This is a genomic window from Pseudonocardia sp. (assembly GCF_035305885.1).
Classification (GTDB): Bacteria; Actinomycetota; Actinomycetes; order Mycobacteriales; family Pseudonocardiaceae; genus Pseudonocardia.
Genome location: NZ_DATGOP010000146.1, coordinates 1 through 20,874, shown reverse-complemented (window position 1 = coordinate 20,874; position 20,874 = coordinate 1). Strand labels below are relative to the sequence as shown.

Below are 20,874 nucleotides of genomic sequence, written 5' to 3'. Positions count from 1 at the left end.
AGGTCATCGGGAGGCTCCAGGTGAACGCCGCCCGCACCAGCAGCCCGATCACCACGGTGCCCGCCCAGACGGTGAGGGCGGCCCGCACGCCGACCGGGTGGGCACGCACGGTCGGGGTGGCCCACATCGCGAACGTGCCGAGCAGGAACGGCGCAGCGGTGCCGAGCAGGCCGACCAGGCTGTCGGACTCGTTGTGGCTCATGCGGCCGATGGCGGCGAACACCACGACGGCGATGAGGTCGGCCACGAAGGCGAGCGCGGGTATCCGCCGGGGCGACATACCAATCAGCGTAAGCGTCGTTGCAACTCCGCCGTAAGTGATTCAGCCGATCGCGGACAGGAACCGCTGCGCCACCTGGACCGCGGGGGCGGCCGAACCGGCGTCGACGACCAGCACCGCGAAGGCCACGTCACCGCGGTAGCCCATGAACCAGCCGTGCGCCCGGCCGTCGGCGGTGAACTCCGCCGTGCCGGTCTTGCCGTAGACCTCGCCCAGGCCCGCGAGGCTCGTCGCGGTGCCCTCGGTGACCACGGCGCGCATCATCGTCCGCAGCTGCTCCAGCTGGGCGGGATCGGGCTCGGCGGCGGGCACCAGCACCTCGGTGGGGCGGTCGCGGATGAGCTGGGGCACGACCGGACCCCCGCGCGCCACGACCGCCGCGGCCAGCGCGACCCCGAACGGGCTCGCGAGCACCTGCCCCTGCCCGAACCCGTTCTCGGCGCGCAGCACGGTCTCGGAGGAGGCGGGCACCGCGCCGGTGAGCGTGACGATGCCGGGGACGGCGTAGTCGGCCCCGAGCCCGAGCCGCAGCGCGGCCGCCGGGAGCGCGTCGGGGGCCAGCTGCACCGCGAGCTGGGCGAACGTCGTGTTGCAGGAGCGGGCGAACGCCGTGCGCAGCGGCACCGTGCCGAGGTCGAACCGGCCGGCGTTGGGCACGGCCCGCCCGCCGATCACCGTGGTGCCGGGGCAGGGCACCGGGGTGTCGACCGTGACGCCGCCCTGCGCCATCGCGGCCGTGGCCGTGACCACCTTGAACGTCGACCCCGGCGGGTAGCGGCCGGTGAGCGCGAGCGGGCCCTCCGCGTCGGCGGCCGGGTTCTGCGCGACCGCGAGCACGTCGCCGGTGGACACCGAGACGGCCACGAGCATCGCCTGCTGCGGCACCGGCTCGACGGCGTCCTCGGCGGCCGACTGCACCGCGCGGTCCATGCCCACGGCAACCGTGCTGCCCGACCGCGGCGGTTCCTCGACGAGCGTGCGGACGGTGCTGCCGCTCCCGTCGACGACGAGGACCGACCAGCCGGGCACCCCCTCCAGCTGCTCACGCACCTCCTCCCGCACGCCGGGCAGGACCTGCCGCGCGAAGTCGGCGTTCGGCGCGAGCAGCCGCTCGGAGCGGGTGAACCGCACCCCGGGCAGGTGGTGGATGGCGCTCTTGACCTGCGTGTAGTCGGTCTCACGCAGCACCGCCACCGTGTAGGCCCGCCCGTCGGGGGTGCGCGCCGCCCCGTCGGTGATGGACTGCTGCGTGATCCCGGGGTCGAACGGCGACAGGGCGGCGGCGAGCGCCCCGGTGACCGCGGGCAGGTCACCGGTGGCGCGCCGGTCGAGCAGCACCGCGACCACCGGCGTCGCCTCGAGCAGCGGGGCCCCGCCCCGGTCGACCACCGGGGCGGGGGTGGGCGCCTCGGTGCGCAGCACCAGCCGCTGTCCCGCCGCGAGATCGGGGTGCACGACGGTCGGTGCCCAGCGCACCCGCCAGCCCTCCTCGGCGTCCGGCGCGGGGCGCAGGTCCAGCTCGCCGAGGTAGGACCAGCTGCGCCGCTCGTCGAGCCGCCAGGTGACGTCGACGGCCGCCGTGGCCTCGTCGGCCGAGGTCCGCACCTGGCCGAGCGTGGCGGTCAGGGCCTCCGGGTCGAGGGCGTCGCGGGCGGCGGCGAGCACCTCGGCGGCGCGGGCCGGGTCGTCGGTGAGGGAGGCCGCGCGCGCGTCGTCGCCCGCCGACCAGGCGGCGAGGAACGCGGTGGCGACCTCCTCCGGCCCGGTGTCGCGGAGCACCCCGCACCCGGCCGCGGTGAGCAGCACGCCGAGCACGGCGGCCAGGGCGGTGATCGAGCGGGCGCGCGGCACGGCGGCGAGTATGCCGACCACCGCCCGCCGGGCCGGGCTTCATCCGGCCGTGTCGCGGGCGTCGAACACGGTGCAGCGGCGGGTGGGGGTGCGGCGGACGTCCGGGAAGCGGGCGCGCAGCGCCTCCTCGATGCGCGCGAGCCGCTCCTCGGACAGCAGCAGGGGCCGCGACAGCCGCGACGGCCGCTCCCCGCCGTGCCAGCTGAGCACCAGCCGCCCGCCCGGACGCAGTACCCGCCGCAACTCGGCCACACCCGCGTCCAGGTCCGGCCAGATCGCGACGGTGTTGACGCCCACGACGAGGTCGACCGCCCCGTCGGGCAGCCCGGTCGCCGCCGCGTCGCCGGGGCGCACGTCGAGGCGGCCGTCCGCGATCGCGGCCGCGTGCGCGCGGATCGCGAGCGCCCGCATCTCGCGCGACGGGTCCACGCCGACGACGTGCCGGGCGCTGCGGGCGAGGATGCCGAGCAGGACGCCGGGGCCGTGCCCGACCTCGAGGACGTCCTTGCCGTCCAGCGGGCCGAGCAGCTGCGCGACCTCGCGCTGCTGGGCCCGGTTGAGCAGCCGCATCAGGTGCCCGCCGAGCATTCCGATGCGGCCGGTGGGCAGTCCCGCGAGGGAGTTGGGGGCCGTACCGGTGGCCCAGGAGGCCGCTTTCGATGCACCCATACCATCCACGGTGGATGCTCGACCCGCGACGTCAAGTTCGACGGGCCCGCGCCGCCGGTCCGGTAACGCGCGCACGGGTGGTGACGGATGAAAGGGCATCGTCCGCCCGGTCTAGTCTGCGGGCGGACCAGACGGACGACGAAGAGGACGAGCCTCCCGACATGCAGTTCCACACCACCCCGCTCCCCGGCGCAGCGCTGGTCGACCTGAAGCTCCTGGAGGACGAGCGCGGCTTCTTCGCGCGGGCCTTCTGCCGTCAGGAGTTCATCGACGCCGGCCTCGAGCCGCTGGTCGAGCAGGCCAACATCTCGTTCAACCACAAGGCGGGCACGCTGCGCGGGTTCCACTACCAGCTGGAGCCGAACGCGGAGACGAAGTTCATCCGGTGCTACCGCGGCGCGATCTGGGACGTGATCGTCGACCTGCGGCCCGACTCGCCGACGTACCTGAAGTGGTTCGGCGCCGAGCTCAGCGAGGACAACCGCACCGCGATGTACGTGCCGCGCAACTTCGCGCACGCCTACATCACGCTCACCGACAAGGCCGAGGTCCTCTACCAGGTGAGCACGGCCTACACGCCCGGTGCCGAGCGCGGCCTGCGCTGGGACGACCCGGCGCTCGGCGTCGAGTGGCCGATCCAGCCCGCGGTGATCTCCGACAAGGACGCGAACTGGCCGCTGCTGTCCGAGGACGAGATCAAGAACGGCACGCGCTTCACCCCGACTCCGGCGGAGGCCCGCTGATGCTGATCCTCGACACCACACTCGCCCGCCGCGAGGCCGAAGGCCGCCCCATCCGCGTCGGCATGATCGGCGCCGGGTTCATGGGCCGGGGCCTGGCCAACCAGATCATCAACTCGGTGCCCGGGATGACGCTGGTCGCGATCGCCAACCGCACCGGGGCCAACGCCGAGCGCGCCTACACCGAGGCCGGCGTGGAGCCGGTGCGGGTGGAGAACGCCGACCAGGTCGACGCCGCCATCGAGAAGGGCACCCCCGCCGTCCTCGAGGACGCCTTCGAGCTGCTGAAGGCCGTGCACCTCGACTGCGTGGTCGACGTCACCGGCGCGGTCGAGTTCGGCGCCCGGGTCACGGTCGCGGCGATCGAGCGCGGCCTGCCGGTCGTCACGATGAACGCCGAGTTGGACGGCACCGTCGGCCCGCTGCTCGCGCACCGGGCGCGGGAGGCGGGCGTCGTGCTCACCGGCGCCGACGGCGACCAGCCGGCCGTGCAGGCCAACCTGGTCCGGTTCGTGAAGGGCATCGGCGTCACCCCGCTCGTCGTGGGCAACGTCAAGGGCCTGCAGGACGAGTACCGCACCCCCACCACGCAGAAGGCGTTCGCCGAGCGCTGGGGCCAGGACCCGTACATGGTCACGAGCTTCGCCGACGGCACGAAGATCTCCTTCGAGCAGGCGATCGTGGCCAACGCCTTCGGGCTCACCGTGCCCAAGCGCGGCATGAACGGCTGGGAGCACGAGGGTCACGTCGACGAGCTCACCACCCGCTACGACGTCGACGAGCTGCGCGAGCTGGGCGGCATCGTCGACTACGTCGTGAAGTCGAAGCCGAGCCCCGGCGTGTTCGTGCTCGGCACGCACGACGACCCGAAGCAGCGCCACTACCTGAACCTGTACAAGCTGGGCGAGGGCCCGCTGTACAGCTTCTACACGCCCTACCACCTGTGCCACTTCGAGGTGCCCAACTCGGTGGTGCGGGCGGTCGACTTCGCCGACGCCGCGCTCGCCCCGCCCGGGGGCCCGCACGTGGACGTGGTCGCCACCGCGAAGCAGGACCTCAAGGCCGGCCACACCCTGGACGGCCTGGGCGGCTACGACACCTACGGCGTGGCGGAGTCCACCGCGGTCACCCGCGCGGAGAACCTGCTGCCGATGGGCGTGGCCGAGGGCTGCGTCCTCAAGCGCGACGTGGCGAAGGACGAGGTGCTCACCTACGCCGACGTCACCCTCCCGCCCGGGCGGCTGGTCGACCAGCTGCGCGAGGAGCAGGAGAAGCTCTTCTCCTGACGCGTTCGACGGATCGGGCCGGGCTGCCGCGGTGCGGCCCGGCCCGTCGCCGTCCGGAGGGGCGGTCTCAGGCGGCGATGCCGACGCGCCTGGCCGACACGGCGTGGTCCACGCTGAAGCGGCCCGCCCCGACCGCGGCGAGCACCAGCGCCACGGCGCCGATCACGCCGACGAGCTCCCAGCCACCGTCGGTGACCATCACGCCGTTGCCGACGTGGACGAGCACCGCTGCGCCGATCATGTCGAGCACGACGAGGACGCCCACGAGCGCGGTGGCCGCGCCGAGGAGGATCAGCGCCCCGCCGACCAGCTCGACGAGGCCCGCGTAGGCGGCGGAGACCGGCGGGAGCGGGACGCCCATCCGGCCGAAGCCCTCCGCGGTGGCGCCGAGCCCGTTGGTCACCACCTTCTGCCAGCCGTGCGCGATGAGCACCACGCCGAGCAGCAGGCGGGCCACCAGCAGTGCGCCGTCCCTGACGGTGGGGGGCAGCGTGCGGATCACGGCAACGTCTCCTCGTAGTAGGTGAACGTTTGACAGTTGCGCGTTCACCTTACGGAGGGTGTGGTGACAACCGTGTGTGCTGTGCGGATCCGCTAGCGGTCCTGGTCCGCGGCCCTGCGCTCGATCAGGACGCCCAACCCGTCCAGCACCCGCTGGAGCCCGAACTCGAAGTGGTCGAACATCGAGTGGAACGCGCCCGCCTCGCCGACCTTCGTCAACATCGGCAACTCACCGGCCACCACGGCCGGCCCCACGTACTCCGACTGGATCTCCCACCACTCCTCGTCGCTGATGCCGGTGCGGTCGGCCGCCTGCATCGCCTCGATGGTGGTCTTCGCGAGCCCGGAGACGAAGGAGCTGATCGTGACGACCGCGGCGAGCATCTCCTCCTCGGTGAGACCGATGCCGTCGACGGCGCGCAGGGCGATGTCGGTGGAGCGCATCGAGTTGGGCCCGAGCATCGGGCGCCCCTGCGCGATCTGCAGCATCCACGGGTGGCGCAGGTAGAGCGCCCACTCCTGGCGCCCGTACGCCTCGAGCCGCTCCCGCCAGCCACCCTCGACGGTCTCCGGCGACCCCAGGTCCTCGCTGTAGACCTCGTCGACCATGAGGTCGACGAGCTCGCTCTTGCCGGGGACGTAGCGGTACAGCGACATCGCGCCCACGCCGAGCGCGGCCGCGATGCGCCGCATCGACAGCGCCACCAGGCCCTCGGCGTCGGCCAGGTCGATCGCGGCCCGGACGATGGCGGCGACCGAGAGGCCGGGCTTCGGCCCGCGGGTCGGCTCGGGCGCGCCACCCCACATCAGCTGCAAACTGCGCCGGACGGCCGCACCGCCGTCCGGCCGATCAGCCGTCTCGTCTCGTGGCATCGCGGCAAATCCTAGAAATGGGTACGTTGTACTAATCGATCTGTACAGCGTACACAGTGATCGGGTGCACTCGGCCCGCTCCGTGGAGGTACGGCGATACCTGCCCGGCCTTCAGCGAGAACGCGCCGGTCAGAACAGCACCGTGGCGAAGCTGCCGACCTGCGTGAACCCGATGCGGGTGTACGCGGCACGGGCGACGTGGTTGAACCCGTTGACGTAGAGGCTGGAGATGCGGCCCATCGCGGCCAGGCGCGCGGCGACCGCAGCCGTGCCCGCGGTGCCCAGCCCGTGGCCGCGGCGGTCGGGGTGGACCCAGACGCCCTGGATCTGCCCCACCCTTCCGGACAGGGCGCCGATCTCGGCCTTGAACACGACCTCGCCGTTCTCGAAGCGCGCGAACGCCCGCCCGGCGGCCACCAGCTCCGCCACCCGCGCCCGGTAGCCCACGCCGCCGTCGCCGAGGCGGGGGTCGATGCCGACCTCCTCGGTGAACATCGCGATGGCGGCCGGCAGGTACTGGTCCAGCTCGGAGGGGTGCACCGGGCGCACGTACGGGTCGGGGGCGACCGCGGGCGGGCCCGCGAGCACCATCAGCGGCTGGTCGCCCCGCACCTCGCGCGCGGGCGCCCAGTACGGCGAGAGGTCGTCCCACAGCGGCAGCACCAGCTCGGCCCGGCCCACGACCGACGAACAGGTGCGGCCGTGGCGGCGGGCGCGGTCGGCGAAGCTGCGCAGCGCGGTCCGGTCCCCGCGCAGCGGCACGAGGTTGGCGCCCGAGAAGCAGAGCCCGTCGAACCGCGGGCCGAAGCCCCACAGCTCACCGCCGAGCCGCCACGGGTCCAGCCCCGCAACCTCGACGCGTGCAGCGACCATGCAGGCGGCCACGGGATCGTCGTCCAGTACGGCACGCACACCTGCGCGGTCCCGGTCGTCGAGGAGCCGCGCTCCGGCGAGACGAAGCACCCCTAAACGATGCCAGACGCGAGTGCTCGTGCCCACGACGGATCCGACGCTTCAGCCGACGGTGACCTGCGGACTGCCCTCGCCCTCGACCGAGTCGGCGATCTTCATCGCCTCCTCGATCAACGTCTCGACGATGGCGTGCTCGGGGACGGTCTTGATCACTTCGCCCTTGACGAAGATCTGGCCCTTGCCGTTGCCGGAGGCCACGCCCAGGTCGGCCTCGCGCGCCTCCCCCGGGCCGTTCACGACGCAGCCCATGACGGCCACCCGCAGCGGCACCTCCATGCCGGAGAGCCCGGCGGTGACCTCGTCGGCGAGCTTGTAGACGTCGACCTGGGCACGCCCGCACGACGGGCAGGAGACGATCTCCAGCTTGCGCGGCCGCAGGTTGAGCGACTGCAGGATCTGCGCGCCGACCTTGATCTCCTCCACCGGCGGCGCCGACAGCGACACGCGGATCGTGTCGCCGATGCCCTGGCGCAGCAGCGCCCCGAACGCGACGGCGGACTTGATCGTGCCCTGGAACGCGGGCCCGGCCTCGGTGACGCCGAGGTGCAGCGGGTAGTCGCAGGACTCGGCGAGCATCTCGTAGGCCCGGACCATGACGACCGGGTCGTTGTGCTTGACCGAGATCTTGATGTCGTGGAAGTCGTGCTCGGCGAACAGGCTCGCCTCCCACAGCGCCGACTCGACCAGCGCCTCCGGGGTGGCCTTGCCGTGCTTCTGCAGCAGGCGCTTGTCGAGCGAGCCCGCGTTGACACCGATGCGGATGGGGGTGCCGTGGTCGCGGGCCGCCTGCGCGATCTCCTTGACCTTGTCGTCGAACTTCTTGATGTTGCCGGGGTTCACCCGCACCGCGGCGCAGCCGGCCTCGATCGCGGCGAACACGTACTTCGGCTGGAAGTGGATGTCGGCGACCACCGGGATCTGCGACTTCTTCGCGATCGCGGGGAGCGCGTCGGCGTCGTCCTGACTGGGGCAGGCGACGCGCACGATGTCGCACCCGGCCGCGGTGAGCTCGGCGATCTGCTGCAGCGTGGCGTTGACGTCGGCCGTGACCGTGGTGGTCATCGACTGCACCGAGATCGGGAAGTCCGATCCGACGCCGACCGACCCGACCATGAGCTGCCGGGTCTTGCGGCGGGGGGCCAGGGTCGGGGCCGGGGGCGCGGGCATGCCCAGTGAGACGCTCACGACCCCAGTATCCCGCCCACATCCGCACCACGCCGCCGACGGTGTCCGGAACCACCCCCGACCTCGGCGGATCGAGCCTCCGTTCGTCGGTACGCCGGCGGGCGGGTCGGGTCTAGCCTCCCCGGGTCCAGCGCACCGCGGGAGGGACCGCCAGCCGTGAGCACAGACCGGCCGGGAGCCGCCACCGACGCGGCCCGGTCCACCCTCGGTGACGTCGACCGGGCGGCGCTGCTCGGCGCGGCGCTCGCCGCGACCGTGGCCCTCACCTTCGGTGGCGCCGCCTCGACCTGCGCCACTGCCAGCCGCGCTCCTTCGCGAGGAGGGCGAGTGGGACTACCTGGCCACGAGCGTCGGCGTCGCGCTGCTGGCCGTACTGGCGGCGTTCTTCCGGCTCCCGCGTACGACCCCGCTCCCCGCCGCGCTCGCCGAGGTCGCGGCGCTGTCGGCCGTGGCGGCGCTCGCGGCCACGCTGGTCGCGGCGGCCCCGCTGCAGGCCCTCATCGCCGAGCGGACCGCCGAGGGCAGGGGCTGTCGCGCCGCCGCGGCGGTGGCGTCGGCGGTCGTGCTGCTGGACGGGCAGCACCGGCAGGGTGCCGTGGCGGCGGCCGAGCGCCTCGCGGGCGAGGGCGAGCAGGCCACGGCCCAGGAGGTGCACGCGCTCGCCGCCGAGCACCAGCGTCGGACCGTGCTCGGCGCCTGTCTCGGCGCGGCCACCTCGCGGGTGCTGTGGGTGCCTGCGGTGGTCTTCGGGGCGGCCGTCTTCGGCGCGTCCTGCTGGCGCCTGCGGCGCGGCCATCGCGGGGTCAGCGCTTGTTCGGCGAGCGGATGAACAGGGCGAGCGGGACGGTGGCCAACGTGATCACGCCGCACACCAGGAACACGTCGCTGTAGGCCTGCGCCAGGACGTCGAGGGCCAGCGCCTGGTAGTAGGGCGCAAGACCCTGCGCGCCGTGCTCGACCGCCTCGTGCAGCCGCGGGTCGGAGACAGGCGGCACGAGCGCCGTCCGGTTCGCCCACAGCTGCGCCTGCCGCTCGGAGGCCAACGCGGTGAGCAGGGCGAGCCCGAGCGCCGCCGTGACCCGCTGCACCAGCTGGTTGATCGCGCTGCCGGCGCCGGCGAGGTGCGGGGGCAACGCGGAGATCCCGCTGGTGGTGATCGGCATCATGGCCACGCCGGGCCCGATGGCCCGCAGCATCAGCGCCGCGACGAACTCGCCGCGCGTCATGTCCGGGTTGATCCGGGCCAGCATGAGCAGCCCGATCCCGGACAGCGCGAGCCCCACCACCGCGGGCCAGCGGGCGCCGAACCGGTCGGTGACGCGGCCGGCCAGCGGCATGCACGCCATCATCACCAGGCCCTGCGGGAGCAGCACGAAGCCGGTGTCGAGCGCGGTCAGCCCCTGACCCGCCTGCAGGAACACCGGCACGTAGAACGACACCGCGAACAGCCCGATCGACTGCAGCGCGATCAGGGCCAGCGAGTTGAGCAGCGCCCGGTTGCCCAGCGCGCGCACGTCCAAGAGCGGCTCGGCCACCTCCAGTTCGACCACCACGAACAGCGCCAGCAGCAGCACGGCGGCGAGGAAGAGCATCACGACCGGGTAGCTGGTCCAGCCCCAGTCCTCGCCCTCGGACGCGGCGAGCAGCAGCGCGAAGAGCCCTCCCGCGATGCACGCGAAGCCCAGGGCGTCGAACCGCCTGCCCCCTCGCCCGGGCAGCGGAGGGAGGAGGAGCGCCGCCGCGACGACCCCGGCCACCCCGACGGGCACGTTGATGAAGTACACGAGCCGCCAGCTGGCGTACTCGACCAGGTAGCCGCCGAGCGTCGGTCCGATCGCCGGGGCGACCACCATGCCGAGCCCGTAGAGCCCCATCGCGGTGCCGACCTGCCGGCGCGGCACGATCCGGTACAGGATCGTCATGCACGTCACCGGCAGCATCCCGCCGGGCACGGCCTGCAGGATGCGGAACACGATCTCGCTGGTCAGATCGCCCGCCACCCCGCAGAGCACCGAGGCTGCGCAGAACCCGACCAGCGAGGCGAGGTAGAGCCGTTTGAGCCCCAGCCGGTCGCCGAGCCAGGCGCTCGCCGGCACCACCACACCCAGGCAGAGGTTGTAGGCCGTCGCGACCCACTGGATGTCGTCGGTGCTCGCGCCGAGATCGGCCGCCATCCGCGTGAGCGCGACGTTCACGCTGGTCGTGTTCAGCACCGACATGAACATGCCGATGACGATCACCGCGAGCGGCAGGCCCCACCCGCCCCCGCTCGTCCGCGGGGCGGACGGCACCGGCGGGGACGAGCGTCGGGCGGGCGCACCGGGGCGCGTCGGAGCTGCCACTGGTCCCCCGTTCCGGCGAGGCCACTTGCCTAACGAATGTTCGGCAACTTACCGTACAGTTGTTCGGCAACTGGCGGGAGGTCGCCCCACGCCGGCTCACCGACGGGCAGGATGGCGCCATGAGCAACCGGGCCGCCCCGACGACCCGCACCCGCAACCGGTGGGGTGAGGGCGAGCGGCTGCGCACCGAGATCCTCTCGGCGGCGAGCCGGCTCCTCTCCGAGCTCGACGACGAGGACGCCCTGACCATCCGCGGGGTCGCCCGGGCCACCGGGATCGCGCCGGCCAGCATCTACTCGCACTTCGCCGACCGCGCCGCGCTGCTGGACGGCCTGCTCGCGCACGAGATCGGGCGGTTGCGCGAGCGCATCGAGCGCGCGGGGGAAGGCGCCGGGGACGACCCGGTGGAGCGCGTCGGCTTGCGGTTGCGCGCCTACTGCGAGTTCGCCGCGAGCCACCCGGGTCACTACCGCATCCTGTTCCGCCGCCCGTCCCAGGCGCCGCCGTCCGCCCCGAGCCCGGTCGTCGAGATCGTCGCGCTGTTCCAGCGCTCCCTGGAGGAGGCCGAGGCCGCGGGCAGGCGGTTGCGGCTCCCGGCGGACCGGGCCGCGGTGGTCCTGTTCACCGCCGCGCACGGCCGGATGGCGCTCTACCAGGCGAACCCGACCGAGCGCTCCGCCCGGACGCTGCCCCGGTTCGTCGACGAGCTCGTCGCGCTGGTGCTCGACTGAACACCCGCCGCGCTACCATCTGGCCAGACCAGATTGGAAGACCATGGACCTCGTGGCGCAGCTCGTCCCCTTCCTGCTCTCCCGCGCCTACGCCCCCCACGAGCGCGCCCCGTCCGAGCGGGAGCTGGCCGAACGCTTCGGGGCCAGCCGCACGCAGGTGCGCGAGGCCCTGTCGGTGCTGGAGGCGCTGCGCCTGATCGAGCGCAGGCCCAAGTCCGGCGTCTACATGACCGTCGAGTCGGCCAGCATCGAGGCGCTGCGGCTGTTCGCCGAGATCGGGGTGCCGCTGCCGGGTGACGAGGGCGGTCAGGCCGCCGAGGTCCGGCGGATCCAGGAGCGGGAGGCCGTCCGGCTGGCCTGCCGCCGCCACCGCCCCGAGGACGTCGAGGCGCTGCGGCGCTGCCTCGCCGAATGGGAGGGGGCGCTCGGCGACGCCGCCCAACTCGCGGAGCTGGACCGCGTCTTCCACTGCGGGATCGTGCGCGCCACCCAGAACACGGTGCTGCTGCGCCTGGTCAACGTCTTCTACCTGATGACGAGGGAACGGCGGACGGTCTACTTCGGCGACGTCGCACGGGCGCAGCAGTCGCTGCGCGAGCACCGGGAGATCCTCGACGCCGTGGTGACCCGCGACGAGGAGCGCGCCGTCCGGCTGCTCGACGCGCACGTCTCCGGCGCCGACAGCTACTGGAAGGACCTCGTCGCGAGCGCGTGAGCTAGAAGCCGGCGAGGACCTCCCGCAGCAGGTGGAGGGCGGCCTCCGGCTCGTCCCAGAACACCATGTGCCCGGCCTCGGGCACCGCAACCAGCCGGGCCGCCGGGTTCGCCCGCGCCGCCTCCTGCGTGCCGTCCGCGGTGACGACCGGGCTCTCCGCGCCGTGGATCAGGACGGTGGGTGCGGGGACCTTCGGCCACGCGGTGAAGAAGTCCTCGCTCTCGAAGCCCGCGTGGGTCGCGGCGATCGCCCCGGCGTCGCAGCTGGACAGCCACCGGGCGCGCAGCTCCTGCTCGCGGCGGGGCCAGCGCGGCCAGGAGCGGGCCACCTCGTCGGCGTCGGTGCCCCGCTGCGCCTGCTCGAGCTGGCCGAGGAACGCCTCGAGGGTGGTGGGGTACGGCCCGCGGCCGGGCCCGCTCATCGGCGGGTCGACGAGCACGGTGCCGCGCAGCGGCACGCCGCGCGCGGCGACGACCGCCGCGATCCGCGCCCCCATCGAGTGCCCCATCAGGAGCGGGCGGTCGAGATCGGCGAGCACGGCCTCGGTGTCGTCGGCGTAGTCCTCGAGCGTGTAGGACGCGCCCGCATCGGAGAGCCCGCGCCCGCGCACGTCCACCACGATCGGCCGCACGAGGTCGGTGAGCCGCCGCGCGACGAAGTCCATGGTGATCGCCGGGCTGGTGATCCCGGGCAGGACGACGAGCGGCACCCCGGGGCCGCCGTAGTCGAGCACGTGCAGGCGCAGCTCCCCGGAGCGCACCCAGCGCGACCGCGCGGGGACGTCGGCGAGGTCGGCGAGCGCCGACTGCAGCACCGCCCTCATCGCGCCACCCCCGCCGGGACGCGCACGTGGTCGAGCGCGTCGGACAGCTCGACCACGTCGCCGTACTTGGCCTGGATGTCGAACAGGTTCGCCTCGTGCGGCCCGCGCGCGCGGTCGCCGACGCACTGGCGCGGCACGAGCACGGAGAACCCGCTCTGCACGGCGTCCACGCAGGTCGCGCGCACGCACCCGCTGGTGGTCGCGCCGCAGACCAGCACGGTGTCCACGCGCAGGCCCGCGAGCAGCGCCGCGAGGCCGGTGCCGAAGAACGCCGACGCGCCCTTCTTGGTGATCAGGTGGTCGCCCGGCTCCACGGGGAGCCGGTCGTCGACCGCCACCGCGCGGCTGCCCTCCCGCAGGGCCCGCATGCCCGGCGCCTTGGCCAGCCACCGCACGGCGTCGCCGTCGGCCTCGGCCGCGGTGTAGGCGATGGTCGTGAACACGACCGGCACCCCGGCCGGCCGGGCGGCCTCGATCAGCTCGGCCGTCGCCGCCACCACCTCCGACAGGTCCGCGCCGGTCGGCTCGGCCGGGTCGGTGAAGCCGTTGGTCAGGTCGACCACGACGATCGCGGGCCGCTCCCCCCGCGGCACCGCGGCGCCGAAGCCCGCCCGCTGGTAGACCGCATCGATCGATCCGTTCACGCGTTCCTCCTGCGGGCCGCGCACGCGTCGACGGCCTCGACGATCGTCTGGTAGCCCGTGCACCGGCACAGGTTCGACGCCACCACCTCGCGGATCTCCTCCTTCGTCGCATCGGGTCGCTCGGCGAGGAAGCCCTCGGCGAGCATCAGGAACCCGGGCGTGCAGAACCCGCACTGCAGCCCGTGGTGGGCGGAGAACTCCTGCTGCAGGTCCGACAGCGTGCCGTCCGGTGCGGCGAGCGACTCGACGGTGCGGATGTCGGCGTCCTCCACCTGCGCGGCGAACACCAGGCAGGCCCGCACCGGGGCCCCGTCGACGAGCACGGTGCACGCCCCGCAGATCCCGTGCTCGCAGCCCACGTGGGTGCCGGTCAGGCCGAGGTCGTGGCGCAGCACGTCCGCCAGCGTCCGGCGGGGCTCGACGGCGAGGTCGTGCCGCTCGCCGTTGACGGTGAGCTCGATCAGCTGGATCTCAGCCACGGTGCGCCTCCAGTGCCCGGAACACGGCCTCGCGGGCGATCGGGGTGTCGTCCAGCTCGACGCCGGTGTCGCGCAGGGCGTCGTTCACGGCGTTGAGCACGGCGGCGGGGGCGCCGATCGTGCCGCCCTCCCCGGCGCCCTTGGCGCCGTTCGCGGTGAACGCGCAGGGCGTCTCGAGGTGGTGGATGGCGATGTCGGGGATCTCCGACGCGGTCGGCACCTTGTACTCCATGAGGCTCGGGGCGAGCGGCTGCCCGGCCGCGTCGTAGGTGACCTGCTCGAACAGGGCACCCGCGATGCCCTGCGCGATGCCGCCGCGGCACTGGCCGTCGACGACCTTCGGGTTGATCGCCACGCCGCAGTCCTCGACGCACACGTACCGCAGGATCTCCACCCCGCCCGTGCCCGGGTCGAGCTCGACGACCACGCCGTGGGTGGCGTTGGAGAACGTCCCGTCACCGGGCACGTCGAAGCTCGCGGTGGCCGACAGCCCCGGGCCGACGCCCTTGGGCAGCAGGTGCGCGCGCAGGTAGGCCACGTCGGCGAGCTCGGCGAACGACAGGCGCCGGTCCGGGTCGTCGCGCAGCCGCACGCCCCCGTCGCCGTCCAGCTCGCACGCGTCGACGTCGACCTCCATGAGGTGCGCGGCGATCTCCTTCAGCTGTGCGCCGAGCTTCTCCGCGGCCGCGGCGACCGCGCTGCCGCCGATCGTGATCGAGCGGCTCGCGAACGAGCCGAAGCCGTAGGTGATGCGGTCGGTGTCGCCCTGCACGACCTTGACCTGGGCGATGTCGAGCCCGAGCCGGTCGGCCACGAGCTGGGCCATGGTCGTCTCGTGGCTCTGGCCGTGGCTCATCGTGCCGGTGGTGACCGACACCGTCCCGGAGACGTCCATCCGGATCTCCGAGATGTCGAACCCGGGCACCACCTGCATCCTGCGCTGCGCGAACGCGCCCGAACCGTAGCCGGTGCGCTCGGAGAAGCAGGCGTAGCCGATACCGATCACGCGGCCGGTGTCCCGGAGGTCGTACCAGCCCTCCTCGCGCAGCACCCGCTCGCACAGCTCGAGCGACTCCCGGTACGAGCCGGGGTCGTAGGTGATCCCGTTGACGCCCGTGTACGGGAACACCGTGATCACGTTGCGGCGCCGGATCTCCACCGGGTCGAGGCCCAGCTCGCGCGCCGCGCGCTCCATCAGCCGCTCCACCACCATCACGTACTGCGGCCGGCTCACGCCCCGGTAGGGCCCGGTGGGCGCCTTGTTGGTCGTGACGGCCCGCCCGCGCACCCGGTAGGCGGGCACCCGGTACACCGACGGCATCTCCGCCGAGGCCATCAGCGGCTCGATGCCGGCCGTGAACGGGTAACAGGAGTAGGCGCCCATGTCGCAGACGACGTCGGCGTCGAGGGCGAGGATGCGCCCGTCGGCGTCGAACGCGGCGCGCACGTCGTAGCGCTGCTCGCGGGCGAGGAACGCGGCGGTGAGGGCGTCGCGGCGGTCCTCGATCCACTTCACCGGCCTGCGCAGCCGCAGCGCGGCGGCCGCGGCGGCGATCTCCTCGCGCCCGACCACGCACTTCTGCCCGAACCCGCCGCCCATGTCCGGGACGGTGACCCGCACCTGCTTCTCGTCCAGGCCGGCGCAGCGCGCGAGCACGGTGCGCACCTGGTGCGGGATCTGCGTGTTGGTCTTGACGTGCAGCTGCTCGTCGCGGTCGTCCCAGGACGCGACCACGCCGCGGGTCTCCAGCGGCAGCGCGTTCTGCCGGCCGGTCTTCGAGCGCACCCGCACCACGCAGGGCGCCTCGGCGAACACCTCGTCGATGCCCTCGGTGGCGAACAGCGAGACGTCGACGAGCGTGTTGCGCGGCGCCTCGGCGTGCACCAGCGGCGCGCCGTCGGCCAGCGCCGCGGTGTCGCCGACGACCGGCTCCAGCTCCTCGTACTCGACGACCGCCGCCTCCACTCCGTCCTCGGCGGCGTACGGGTCGCGGGCGATCACGATCGCGACCGGCTCCCCGACGAAGCGGACCTTGTCGCGGGCCAGCACCGGCATGGAGGTGGGCACGAACTCGTGCGGCGGGCGGTCGAGCAGCGCCGTGATGTCACCGAGCGCGAGGTCGGCCGCGGAGAACGCCGCGACGACCCCGGGCACCGCGCGCACCTCGTCGAGGTCGACCGCGCGGATCCACCCGTGCGCCACGGTGCTGCGCACGAACTGGGCGTGCAGCATCCCGGGCAGCGTGATGTCGTCGACGAACCGGCCGCGGCCCGCGAGCAGCCGCGGGTCCTCGCGGCGGGGGACGGAGGCGCCCACCCAGGCGCCGTCCCGGCGGAACCGTGGCCCGGTCACCGCGCCGCCCGTCACAGCTGCGCCTCCTCGCAGGCCCGGGCGACGAGCGTGCGGGTGAGCCCGCGCCGGTAGTGCGCGCTCACCCCCGGCTCGTCGCGGACGTCGATCTCCTCCGCCGCCACCGCGCCGACCTCAGCGGGCGCCGCGCCCGCGGCGAGCGCCGCCTCCGCCCGCGGCACGCGCAGCGGGACCGGCCCGACGCCGCCGAGCACGATCCGGGCCGCGTCCAGGTCGACGGCCGCGGCGACGATCGCGAAGTCGCCCTTCCGCTCGGCGAACTCGGTGAGGGCGCTGCGCGGCGCGGGCCGGGGGAACACCACCTCGACGATCAGCTCGTCGGGTTCGAGCGCCGTCGTGAACACCCCCTGGAAGAAGTCGGCGGCCGCGATCTCGCGCCGCCCGGCCGGACCCTCCGCCACGATGCGCGCGTCGAGCAGCACCGCGAGCAGGCACCACTCGGCGGTGGCGTCGGCGTGGGCGAGGCTGCCGCCGACGGTGCCGCGGGTGCGGATCGGCAGGTGGCCGATCCACCGCATCGCGTCCGGCAGCAGCCGGAAGCCGGGGCCGAGGTCGGCGGTCTCGACGGCGTGGTGGGTCACCAGCGCGCCGATCCGAAGCGCCGCACCGTCCTCCCTCTCGATCGCGTCGAGCCCCGGGATGCGGGCGATGTCGATCAGGTGCTCGGGTCGGGCGAGGCGGAAGTTCATCATCGCGACGAGGCTCTGCCCGCCCGCGATGACCTTCGCGTCGTCGCCCAGCTCGGCGAGCAGGCCCACCGCGCCCGACACGGACCGGGCGCGGTGGTAGGTGAACGGTGCCGGCTTCACGAGCTCAGTTTCTCCAGCAGCGGTTCCTCGTCGCCGGTGATGTGGTCGAGCTCCCGGCCACGGGTCTCCGGCGCGGCCACGGTCATCCACAGCACGGCGGCGAGGACGAGCCCGCCGAGCACGGTGAAGGTGAGCGGCAGCCCGAGCACCGGCCACAGCACGCTGCCGAACAGCAGCGGGGCGAACCCGGTGACGGCCCGGCTGGACGACGACGCCCAGCCGAACCCGCTCGCCCGCAGCGGCGTCGGGTAGAGCTCGGAGACGTAGGCGTACATCACCGGGATCACCGTGAGCGACAGGAACCCGAACACGGCGATCAGCGCGATGGCCGCCGACGGCACCTCCAGGACCAGCGCGAACACCACGAGCGCCAGGCCCGCCGCCGGGCCGGAGATCGCGATCACCCACTTGCGGCCGACGGCGTCGACGAGCAGCACGGATGTGAGCACGCCCAGGATGCCGACCGCGTTCATGACCGTGGTGCCCGCGAACGCGGCCACGTCGTCCATGCCCTGCGCCCGCAGGATCGACGGCATCCACGACAGCGCCGCGTAGTAGACGAGCATCACGGAGATGAACAGCGACCACGCGACGGAGGTGATCCGCGGGTTGAACGCCCAGACCAGGCGCAGCTGCTCGAGCGCGGCGGCGGCCCCGCGGCGGCGCTGCGCGACCGGTGCGGCGGTGGGGATCTCGTAGGGCTCGTGCGCGGCGCCGGTGCGCATCACCAGGTCGTCGATCACGGCGCGGGCCTCGGCCTCGCGGCCGGTCCGGGCGAGGTAGAGCGGCGACTCGGGGATGCCGCGGCGCACCCAGAACAGAAGCAGCGCGGGCAGCACCATCAGCGCGAGCATCCAGCGCCAGTTGCCCTCCACCGGCACGAGGAACGTCGCCGACAGCCCGGCGAAGGTCGTGCCGACCGGCCACCAGCCGTCCATCGCGGCGAGCACCCGGCCGCGCTGCTTCTTCGGGGAGAACTCGCTGACCAGCGCGTAGTCGACGGGGATGCAGCCGCCGAGGCCCACGCCCGCGAGGAAACGCAGGAACAGGAACACCTCCCAGCTCGGCGCCAGCGCGCCCAGCACGGAGAACAGCGCGAAGATCAGCAGGGTGATGCTGAAGGCGCGCTTGCGGCCCACCCGGTCGGCGACCGTGCCCCACGCGACGGCGCCGACGGCCATCCCGACGAGGTTGGCCGTGGCGACGAGCCCGCGCTGCCCGGTGGACAGGCCGAACTCGGTGCCGAGGAGCGGCGTGAGGAAGCCGTTGAGGGCGACGTCCCAGGCGTCGAACATGTAGCCGAGCCCGCCGATGATGAAGATCTTGCCCTGTACTCCCCACTTCCAGGGGAGGTCTTGCACGACCTGGTCGCCGGTACGCATGAGGTGGGCTCCGTTCTGGGAAGGTCGCGTGATCGGTGGTCAGCGCACGAACGGGTAGGAGAAGGACTCGAGGTCGGGGTTGTTGAGCGGGGTGCCGCGCCAGAGCCAGTCGTAGGAGACGTCGGACTCGCCCTGGAACTCGCGCAGCTTGCGGTCGCGCTCCTGCTGCTCCGGGCCGTCGGGCAGGTGGTAGAAGCGCATGTTCGCCAGTGACGCATCCTGGACCATGCCCGCGTGCGTGGCGCGGCGGGACACGTAGCGGACGAGCGCCTCGGCGATGCCGCTGCGCGTCACCGCGCCGAGCTCCTCGGCGAGCACGGCCGCGTCCTCCATCGCCTGCGACGCACCCTGGGCCTGGTAGGGCAGCATCGCGTGGCAGGCGTCGCCGAGCAGGGCGACGTGGCCGTCGACCCACACGGGGTCGCGGTGGCGGTGGAACATCGCCCACTTCGACGCGGTCTCGCCGCCGTCGCCCTCGGCCTTCGACAGCATCGCCGCGACGCGGTCGTCCCAGCCGGCGAACGCCTCCACCATCTCGTCGGCGGTGGCGGGCGCGGTCCACGTCCGGTCGACGTCGAGCGTGTTGGGGACGATCGCGACGACGTTGAGGTACTCGCCTCCGCGGATGAAGTAGTGCACGAGGTGGCGGTCCGGGCCGTACCAGATCGTGGAGTGGAACCGGTCGCACAGGAACCGGGTCGCGGGGTCGGCCGCGATCTTGTCACCGGGGATGAGGGCTCGGTAGGCCATCTCCCCGGAGAAGGCGAGGGTGTCGGGCAGGCCCATCGCGTCGCGGACCGCCGAGCGGATGCCGTCGGCCCCGATGAGCACGTCGCCGGGGAAGCGGCGCCCGTCGGTGGTCAGCGCGACCGGGCGGGTGGGGTCGGCGAGGTCGATGTCGACGACCTTCGCCCCGGTGTGCACCTCGACGACCGGGCCGGGGCGGTCGGGGTCCAGGCAGGCGTCCAGCAGGACCTGGTGCAGGTCGGCCCGGTGGTAGTGCCAGTACGGGGCGCCCCACTCCCGCTTGACCCGGTCGCCGAGCGGGAGGGTGGCGATGATGCTGCCGTCCTTCCAGCGGCGGCGCACCTGGTCCTGCGGTTCGGTGTGGATCGCTTCCAGCTGCCGGCGCAGCCCCAGCCCGAGCAGGACCCGGCTGGCGTTCGGCGCGGTCTGGATGCCCGCACCCACCTCCCCGAGCTGGGGCGCCTGCTCGAGGACCGTGGTCCGCATCCCGCGCTGGCGCAGGGCGAGCGCGGCGGTGAGACCACCGAGCCCGCCACCGGCGATGGTGACGGCGAAGGACTGGCTGGCCGGCATGCTTCCCCTTGATCCACAGTGGACAGATCACGTCGGGCGCGACCGGTGTGCCCCGGGCCACGCGACGGAGATAATCCGAACACTGACGATCGCTGGAGCGCAAGGGGTCGGCGAAGCTGTAACGCGTCAGAAACCCGGTGACGGCCCGGGTGACGGCTCAGTCGTCGACGAGGCTCTCCCAGTGCTCGGTGAGCGCGGTCAGCCGGCGCAGCAGGGCGATCTGCTCGGCGCGGTCGTAGCCCTGCATCAGGAGTTTGTCCAGGTCACGAGCCTTCTTGTCGGTCTCGCGGAGCGTGTTCTCACCCTCGGGCGTGAGGTACAGCAACCGCTTGCGCCCGTCCTCGGGCGGCCGCTCGCGGACGATGAGGCCGCGGTCCTCGAGCCTGCGCACGATGCTCGCCATCGTCGACCGGTCGAGCGCGACGGACGACCCTAACGACCCCTGCTCGACGCCCGGATACGCGTTCACGGCGGTCAGCACGGCGAACTGCGGGCCGGTCAGCACCGGATCGACGAGCCGCACCCACGCCGCCGTGTACGCCTGGTGCATCCGCCGCGCCACGTACCCGGGCGCCGCCAGCAGCTCCTCAGGCGGTGGCAGACCCTTCGACGAGTCGATTCCCGCACGTCCAGCCGCTCCCCCGGTGCTCACGGCTCCAGCTAAGCACGCCATCGGTCACGTGCTCGCAACACGCCGGGTCTTGACCGCGGCGACGCGCCAGGGGATCGTCAGTGTTCGAACTATCTCCGGAGGGACCCGTGGACCAGAACCTGTTCAACGAGATCTGCCTGCAGCAGCTGACGCTGTCCGGGGTGCACGATGGCGAGACCGTCGCCGTCCTGACCAGGGGCGACGACCGCGCCGAGTACGCGAGCGCGTTCATGTGGGCCGCGCAGAAGC

Annotated in this window: 22 protein-coding genes; 6 read left to right on the top strand and 16 right to left on the bottom strand. The window is 73.4% G+C overall.

Going from position 1 to position 20,874, the window contains the following annotated elements; genetic code table 11:
• From VKZ81_RS32875 to VKZ81_RS32865, 3 genes are all read right to left on the bottom strand, one after another.
• The coding region (locus VKZ81_RS32875) for a DUF3054 domain-containing protein (protein ID WP_324245648.1) at nucleotides 1-280 on the bottom strand (280 nt) is incomplete at its 3' end.
• 42 nt (nucleotides 281-322) lie between these two features.
• Nucleotides 323-2,131, bottom strand: coding sequence for a penicillin-binding transpeptidase domain-containing protein (locus tag VKZ81_RS32870; protein ID WP_324245647.1), 1,809 nt, complete (start codon nucleotides 2,129-2,131; stop codon nucleotides 323-325).
• 39 nt (nucleotides 2,132-2,170) lie between these two features.
• A complete protein-coding gene (locus VKZ81_RS32865; protein WP_324245646.1) occupies nucleotides 2,171-2,800 on the bottom strand; it encodes a class I SAM-dependent methyltransferase in 630 nt (209 codons plus the stop codon).
• A gap of 161 nt (nucleotides 2,801-2,961) precedes the next feature.
• On the opposite strand from VKZ81_RS32865, the gene rfbC reads away from it, so the two are divergent.
• Both rfbC and VKZ81_RS32855 read left to right on the top strand, forming a co-directional pair.
• A complete protein-coding gene (gene rfbC, locus VKZ81_RS32860) occupies nucleotides 2,962-3,543 on the top strand; it encodes a dTDP-4-dehydrorhamnose 3,5-epimerase (protein WP_324245645.1) in 582 nt (193 codons plus the stop codon).
• Nucleotides 3,543-4,826 carry an NAD(P)H-dependent oxidoreductase gene (locus VKZ81_RS32855; RefSeq protein WP_324245644.1) on the top strand — a complete coding sequence of 428 codons (1,284 nt, stop codon included), beginning with the start codon at nucleotides 3,543-3,545 and terminating at the stop codon, nucleotides 4,824-4,826. The genes rfbC and VKZ81_RS32855 overlap by 1 nt, the downstream gene beginning before the upstream one ends.
• Nucleotides 4,827-4,893: 67 nt before the next feature.
• Here the strand turns inward: VKZ81_RS32855 and VKZ81_RS32850 are convergent, their stop codons facing one another.
• The 4 genes from VKZ81_RS32850 to ispG form a co-directional block, all read right to left on the bottom strand.
• On the bottom strand, nucleotides 4,894-5,328 hold the full coding sequence (locus tag VKZ81_RS32850) for a DoxX family protein (protein WP_324245643.1): 435 nt from the start codon (nucleotides 5,326-5,328) through the stop codon (nucleotides 4,894-4,896).
• Nucleotides 5,329-5,420: 92 nt separating this feature from the next.
• Entirely contained in the window at nucleotides 5,421-6,200 is a 780-nt protein-coding gene (locus VKZ81_RS32845) for a TetR/AcrR family transcriptional regulator (RefSeq protein ID WP_324245642.1), read from the bottom strand.
• A 129-nt stretch (nucleotides 6,201-6,329) separates the two neighbouring features.
• Nucleotides 6,330-7,163, bottom strand: coding sequence for a GNAT family N-acetyltransferase (locus VKZ81_RS32840; RefSeq protein WP_324245641.1), 834 nt, complete (start codon nucleotides 7,161-7,163; stop codon nucleotides 6,330-6,332).
• Nucleotides 7,164-7,214: 51 nt separating this feature from the next.
• Nucleotides 7,215-8,357: a flavodoxin-dependent (E)-4-hydroxy-3-methylbut-2-enyl-diphosphate synthase gene (ispG, locus tag VKZ81_RS32835; protein ID WP_324245640.1), complete on the bottom strand. Its 1,143-nt coding sequence runs from the start codon at nucleotides 8,355-8,357 to the stop codon at nucleotides 7,215-7,217.
• Nucleotides 8,358-8,628: 271 nt separating this feature from the next.
• Between ispG and VKZ81_RS32830 the strand changes: the two genes are divergently transcribed.
• Nucleotides 8,629-9,186, top strand: a complete 558-nt coding sequence (locus VKZ81_RS32830) for a hypothetical protein (RefSeq protein WP_324245639.1) — start codon at nucleotides 8,629-8,631, stop codon at nucleotides 9,184-9,186.
• Here VKZ81_RS32830 and VKZ81_RS32825 read toward each other — a convergent pair.
• Nucleotides 9,161-10,648, bottom strand: coding sequence for an MDR family MFS transporter (locus tag VKZ81_RS32825; protein ID WP_324245638.1), 1,488 nt, complete (start codon nucleotides 10,646-10,648; stop codon nucleotides 9,161-9,163). The two genes, VKZ81_RS32830 and VKZ81_RS32825, sit on opposite strands and share 26 nt — an antisense overlap.
• A 170-nt stretch (nucleotides 10,649-10,818) precedes the next feature.
• On the opposite strand from VKZ81_RS32825, the gene VKZ81_RS32820 reads away from it, so the two are divergent.
• The gene (locus VKZ81_RS32820; protein WP_324245637.1) at nucleotides 10,819-11,430 is read left to right on the top strand and encodes a TetR/AcrR family transcriptional regulator; all 612 of its coding nucleotides are present in this window, start codon (nucleotides 10,819-10,821) and stop codon (nucleotides 11,428-11,430) included.
• A gap of 43 nt (nucleotides 11,431-11,473) precedes the next feature.
• The gene (locus tag VKZ81_RS32815; RefSeq protein ID WP_324245636.1) at nucleotides 11,474-12,145 is read left to right on the top strand and encodes a FadR/GntR family transcriptional regulator; all 672 of its coding nucleotides are present in this window, start codon (nucleotides 11,474-11,476) and stop codon (nucleotides 12,143-12,145) included.
• Nucleotide 12,146: 1 nt separating this feature from the next.
• Here the strand turns inward: VKZ81_RS32815 and VKZ81_RS32810 are convergent, their stop codons facing one another.
• The 8 genes from VKZ81_RS32810 to VKZ81_RS32775 all read right to left on the bottom strand — a co-directional run bounded on the left by VKZ81_RS32810 (nucleotide 12,147) and on the right by VKZ81_RS32775 (nucleotide 20,625).
• The gene (locus tag VKZ81_RS32810; protein ID WP_324245635.1) at nucleotides 12,147-12,968 is read right to left on the bottom strand and encodes an alpha/beta fold hydrolase; all 822 of its coding nucleotides are present in this window, start codon (nucleotides 12,966-12,968) and stop codon (nucleotides 12,147-12,149) included.
• The gene (locus VKZ81_RS32805) at nucleotides 12,965-13,612 is read right to left on the bottom strand and encodes an isochorismatase family protein (RefSeq protein ID WP_324245634.1); all 648 of its coding nucleotides are present in this window, start codon (nucleotides 13,610-13,612) and stop codon (nucleotides 12,965-12,967) included. Before VKZ81_RS32805 ends, VKZ81_RS32810 begins: the two co-directional genes overlap by 4 nt.
• Nucleotides 13,609-14,091: a (2Fe-2S)-binding protein gene (locus VKZ81_RS32800; protein ID WP_324245633.1), complete on the bottom strand. Its 483-nt coding sequence runs from the start codon at nucleotides 14,089-14,091 to the stop codon at nucleotides 13,609-13,611. Before VKZ81_RS32800 ends, VKZ81_RS32805 begins: the two co-directional genes overlap by 4 nt.
• A complete protein-coding gene (locus tag VKZ81_RS32795) occupies nucleotides 14,084-16,444 on the bottom strand; it encodes a xanthine dehydrogenase family protein molybdopterin-binding subunit (RefSeq protein ID WP_324245632.1) in 2,361 nt (786 codons plus the stop codon). The genes VKZ81_RS32800 and VKZ81_RS32795 overlap by 8 nt, the downstream gene beginning before the upstream one ends.
• Before the next feature lie 11 nt (nucleotides 16,445-16,455).
• Complete coding sequence (locus VKZ81_RS32790; RefSeq protein WP_324245631.1) at nucleotides 16,456-17,271, bottom strand: FAD binding domain-containing protein; 816 nt, start codon at nucleotides 17,269-17,271, stop codon at nucleotides 16,456-16,458.
• Nucleotides 17,268-18,653, bottom strand: a complete 1,386-nt coding sequence (locus tag VKZ81_RS32785; RefSeq protein WP_324245630.1) for an MFS transporter — start codon at nucleotides 18,651-18,653, stop codon at nucleotides 17,268-17,270. The genes VKZ81_RS32790 and VKZ81_RS32785 overlap by 4 nt, the downstream gene beginning before the upstream one ends.
• A gap of 39 nt (nucleotides 18,654-18,692) precedes the next feature.
• Entirely contained in the window at nucleotides 18,693-19,973 is a 1,281-nt protein-coding gene (locus tag VKZ81_RS32780) for an FAD-dependent monooxygenase (protein WP_324245629.1), read from the bottom strand.
• 157 nt (nucleotides 19,974-20,130) lie between these two features.
• A complete protein-coding gene (locus tag VKZ81_RS32775) occupies nucleotides 20,131-20,625 on the bottom strand; it encodes a MarR family winged helix-turn-helix transcriptional regulator (RefSeq protein ID WP_324245628.1) in 495 nt (164 codons plus the stop codon).
• A gap of 107 nt (nucleotides 20,626-20,732) precedes the next feature.
• Between VKZ81_RS32775 and VKZ81_RS32770 the strand changes: the two genes are divergently transcribed.
• Nucleotides 20,733-20,874: 2,5-dihydroxypyridine 5,6-dioxygenase NicX family protein (locus VKZ81_RS32770; RefSeq protein ID WP_491723628.1), on the top strand; the 142-nt coding region annotated here is incomplete at its 3' end.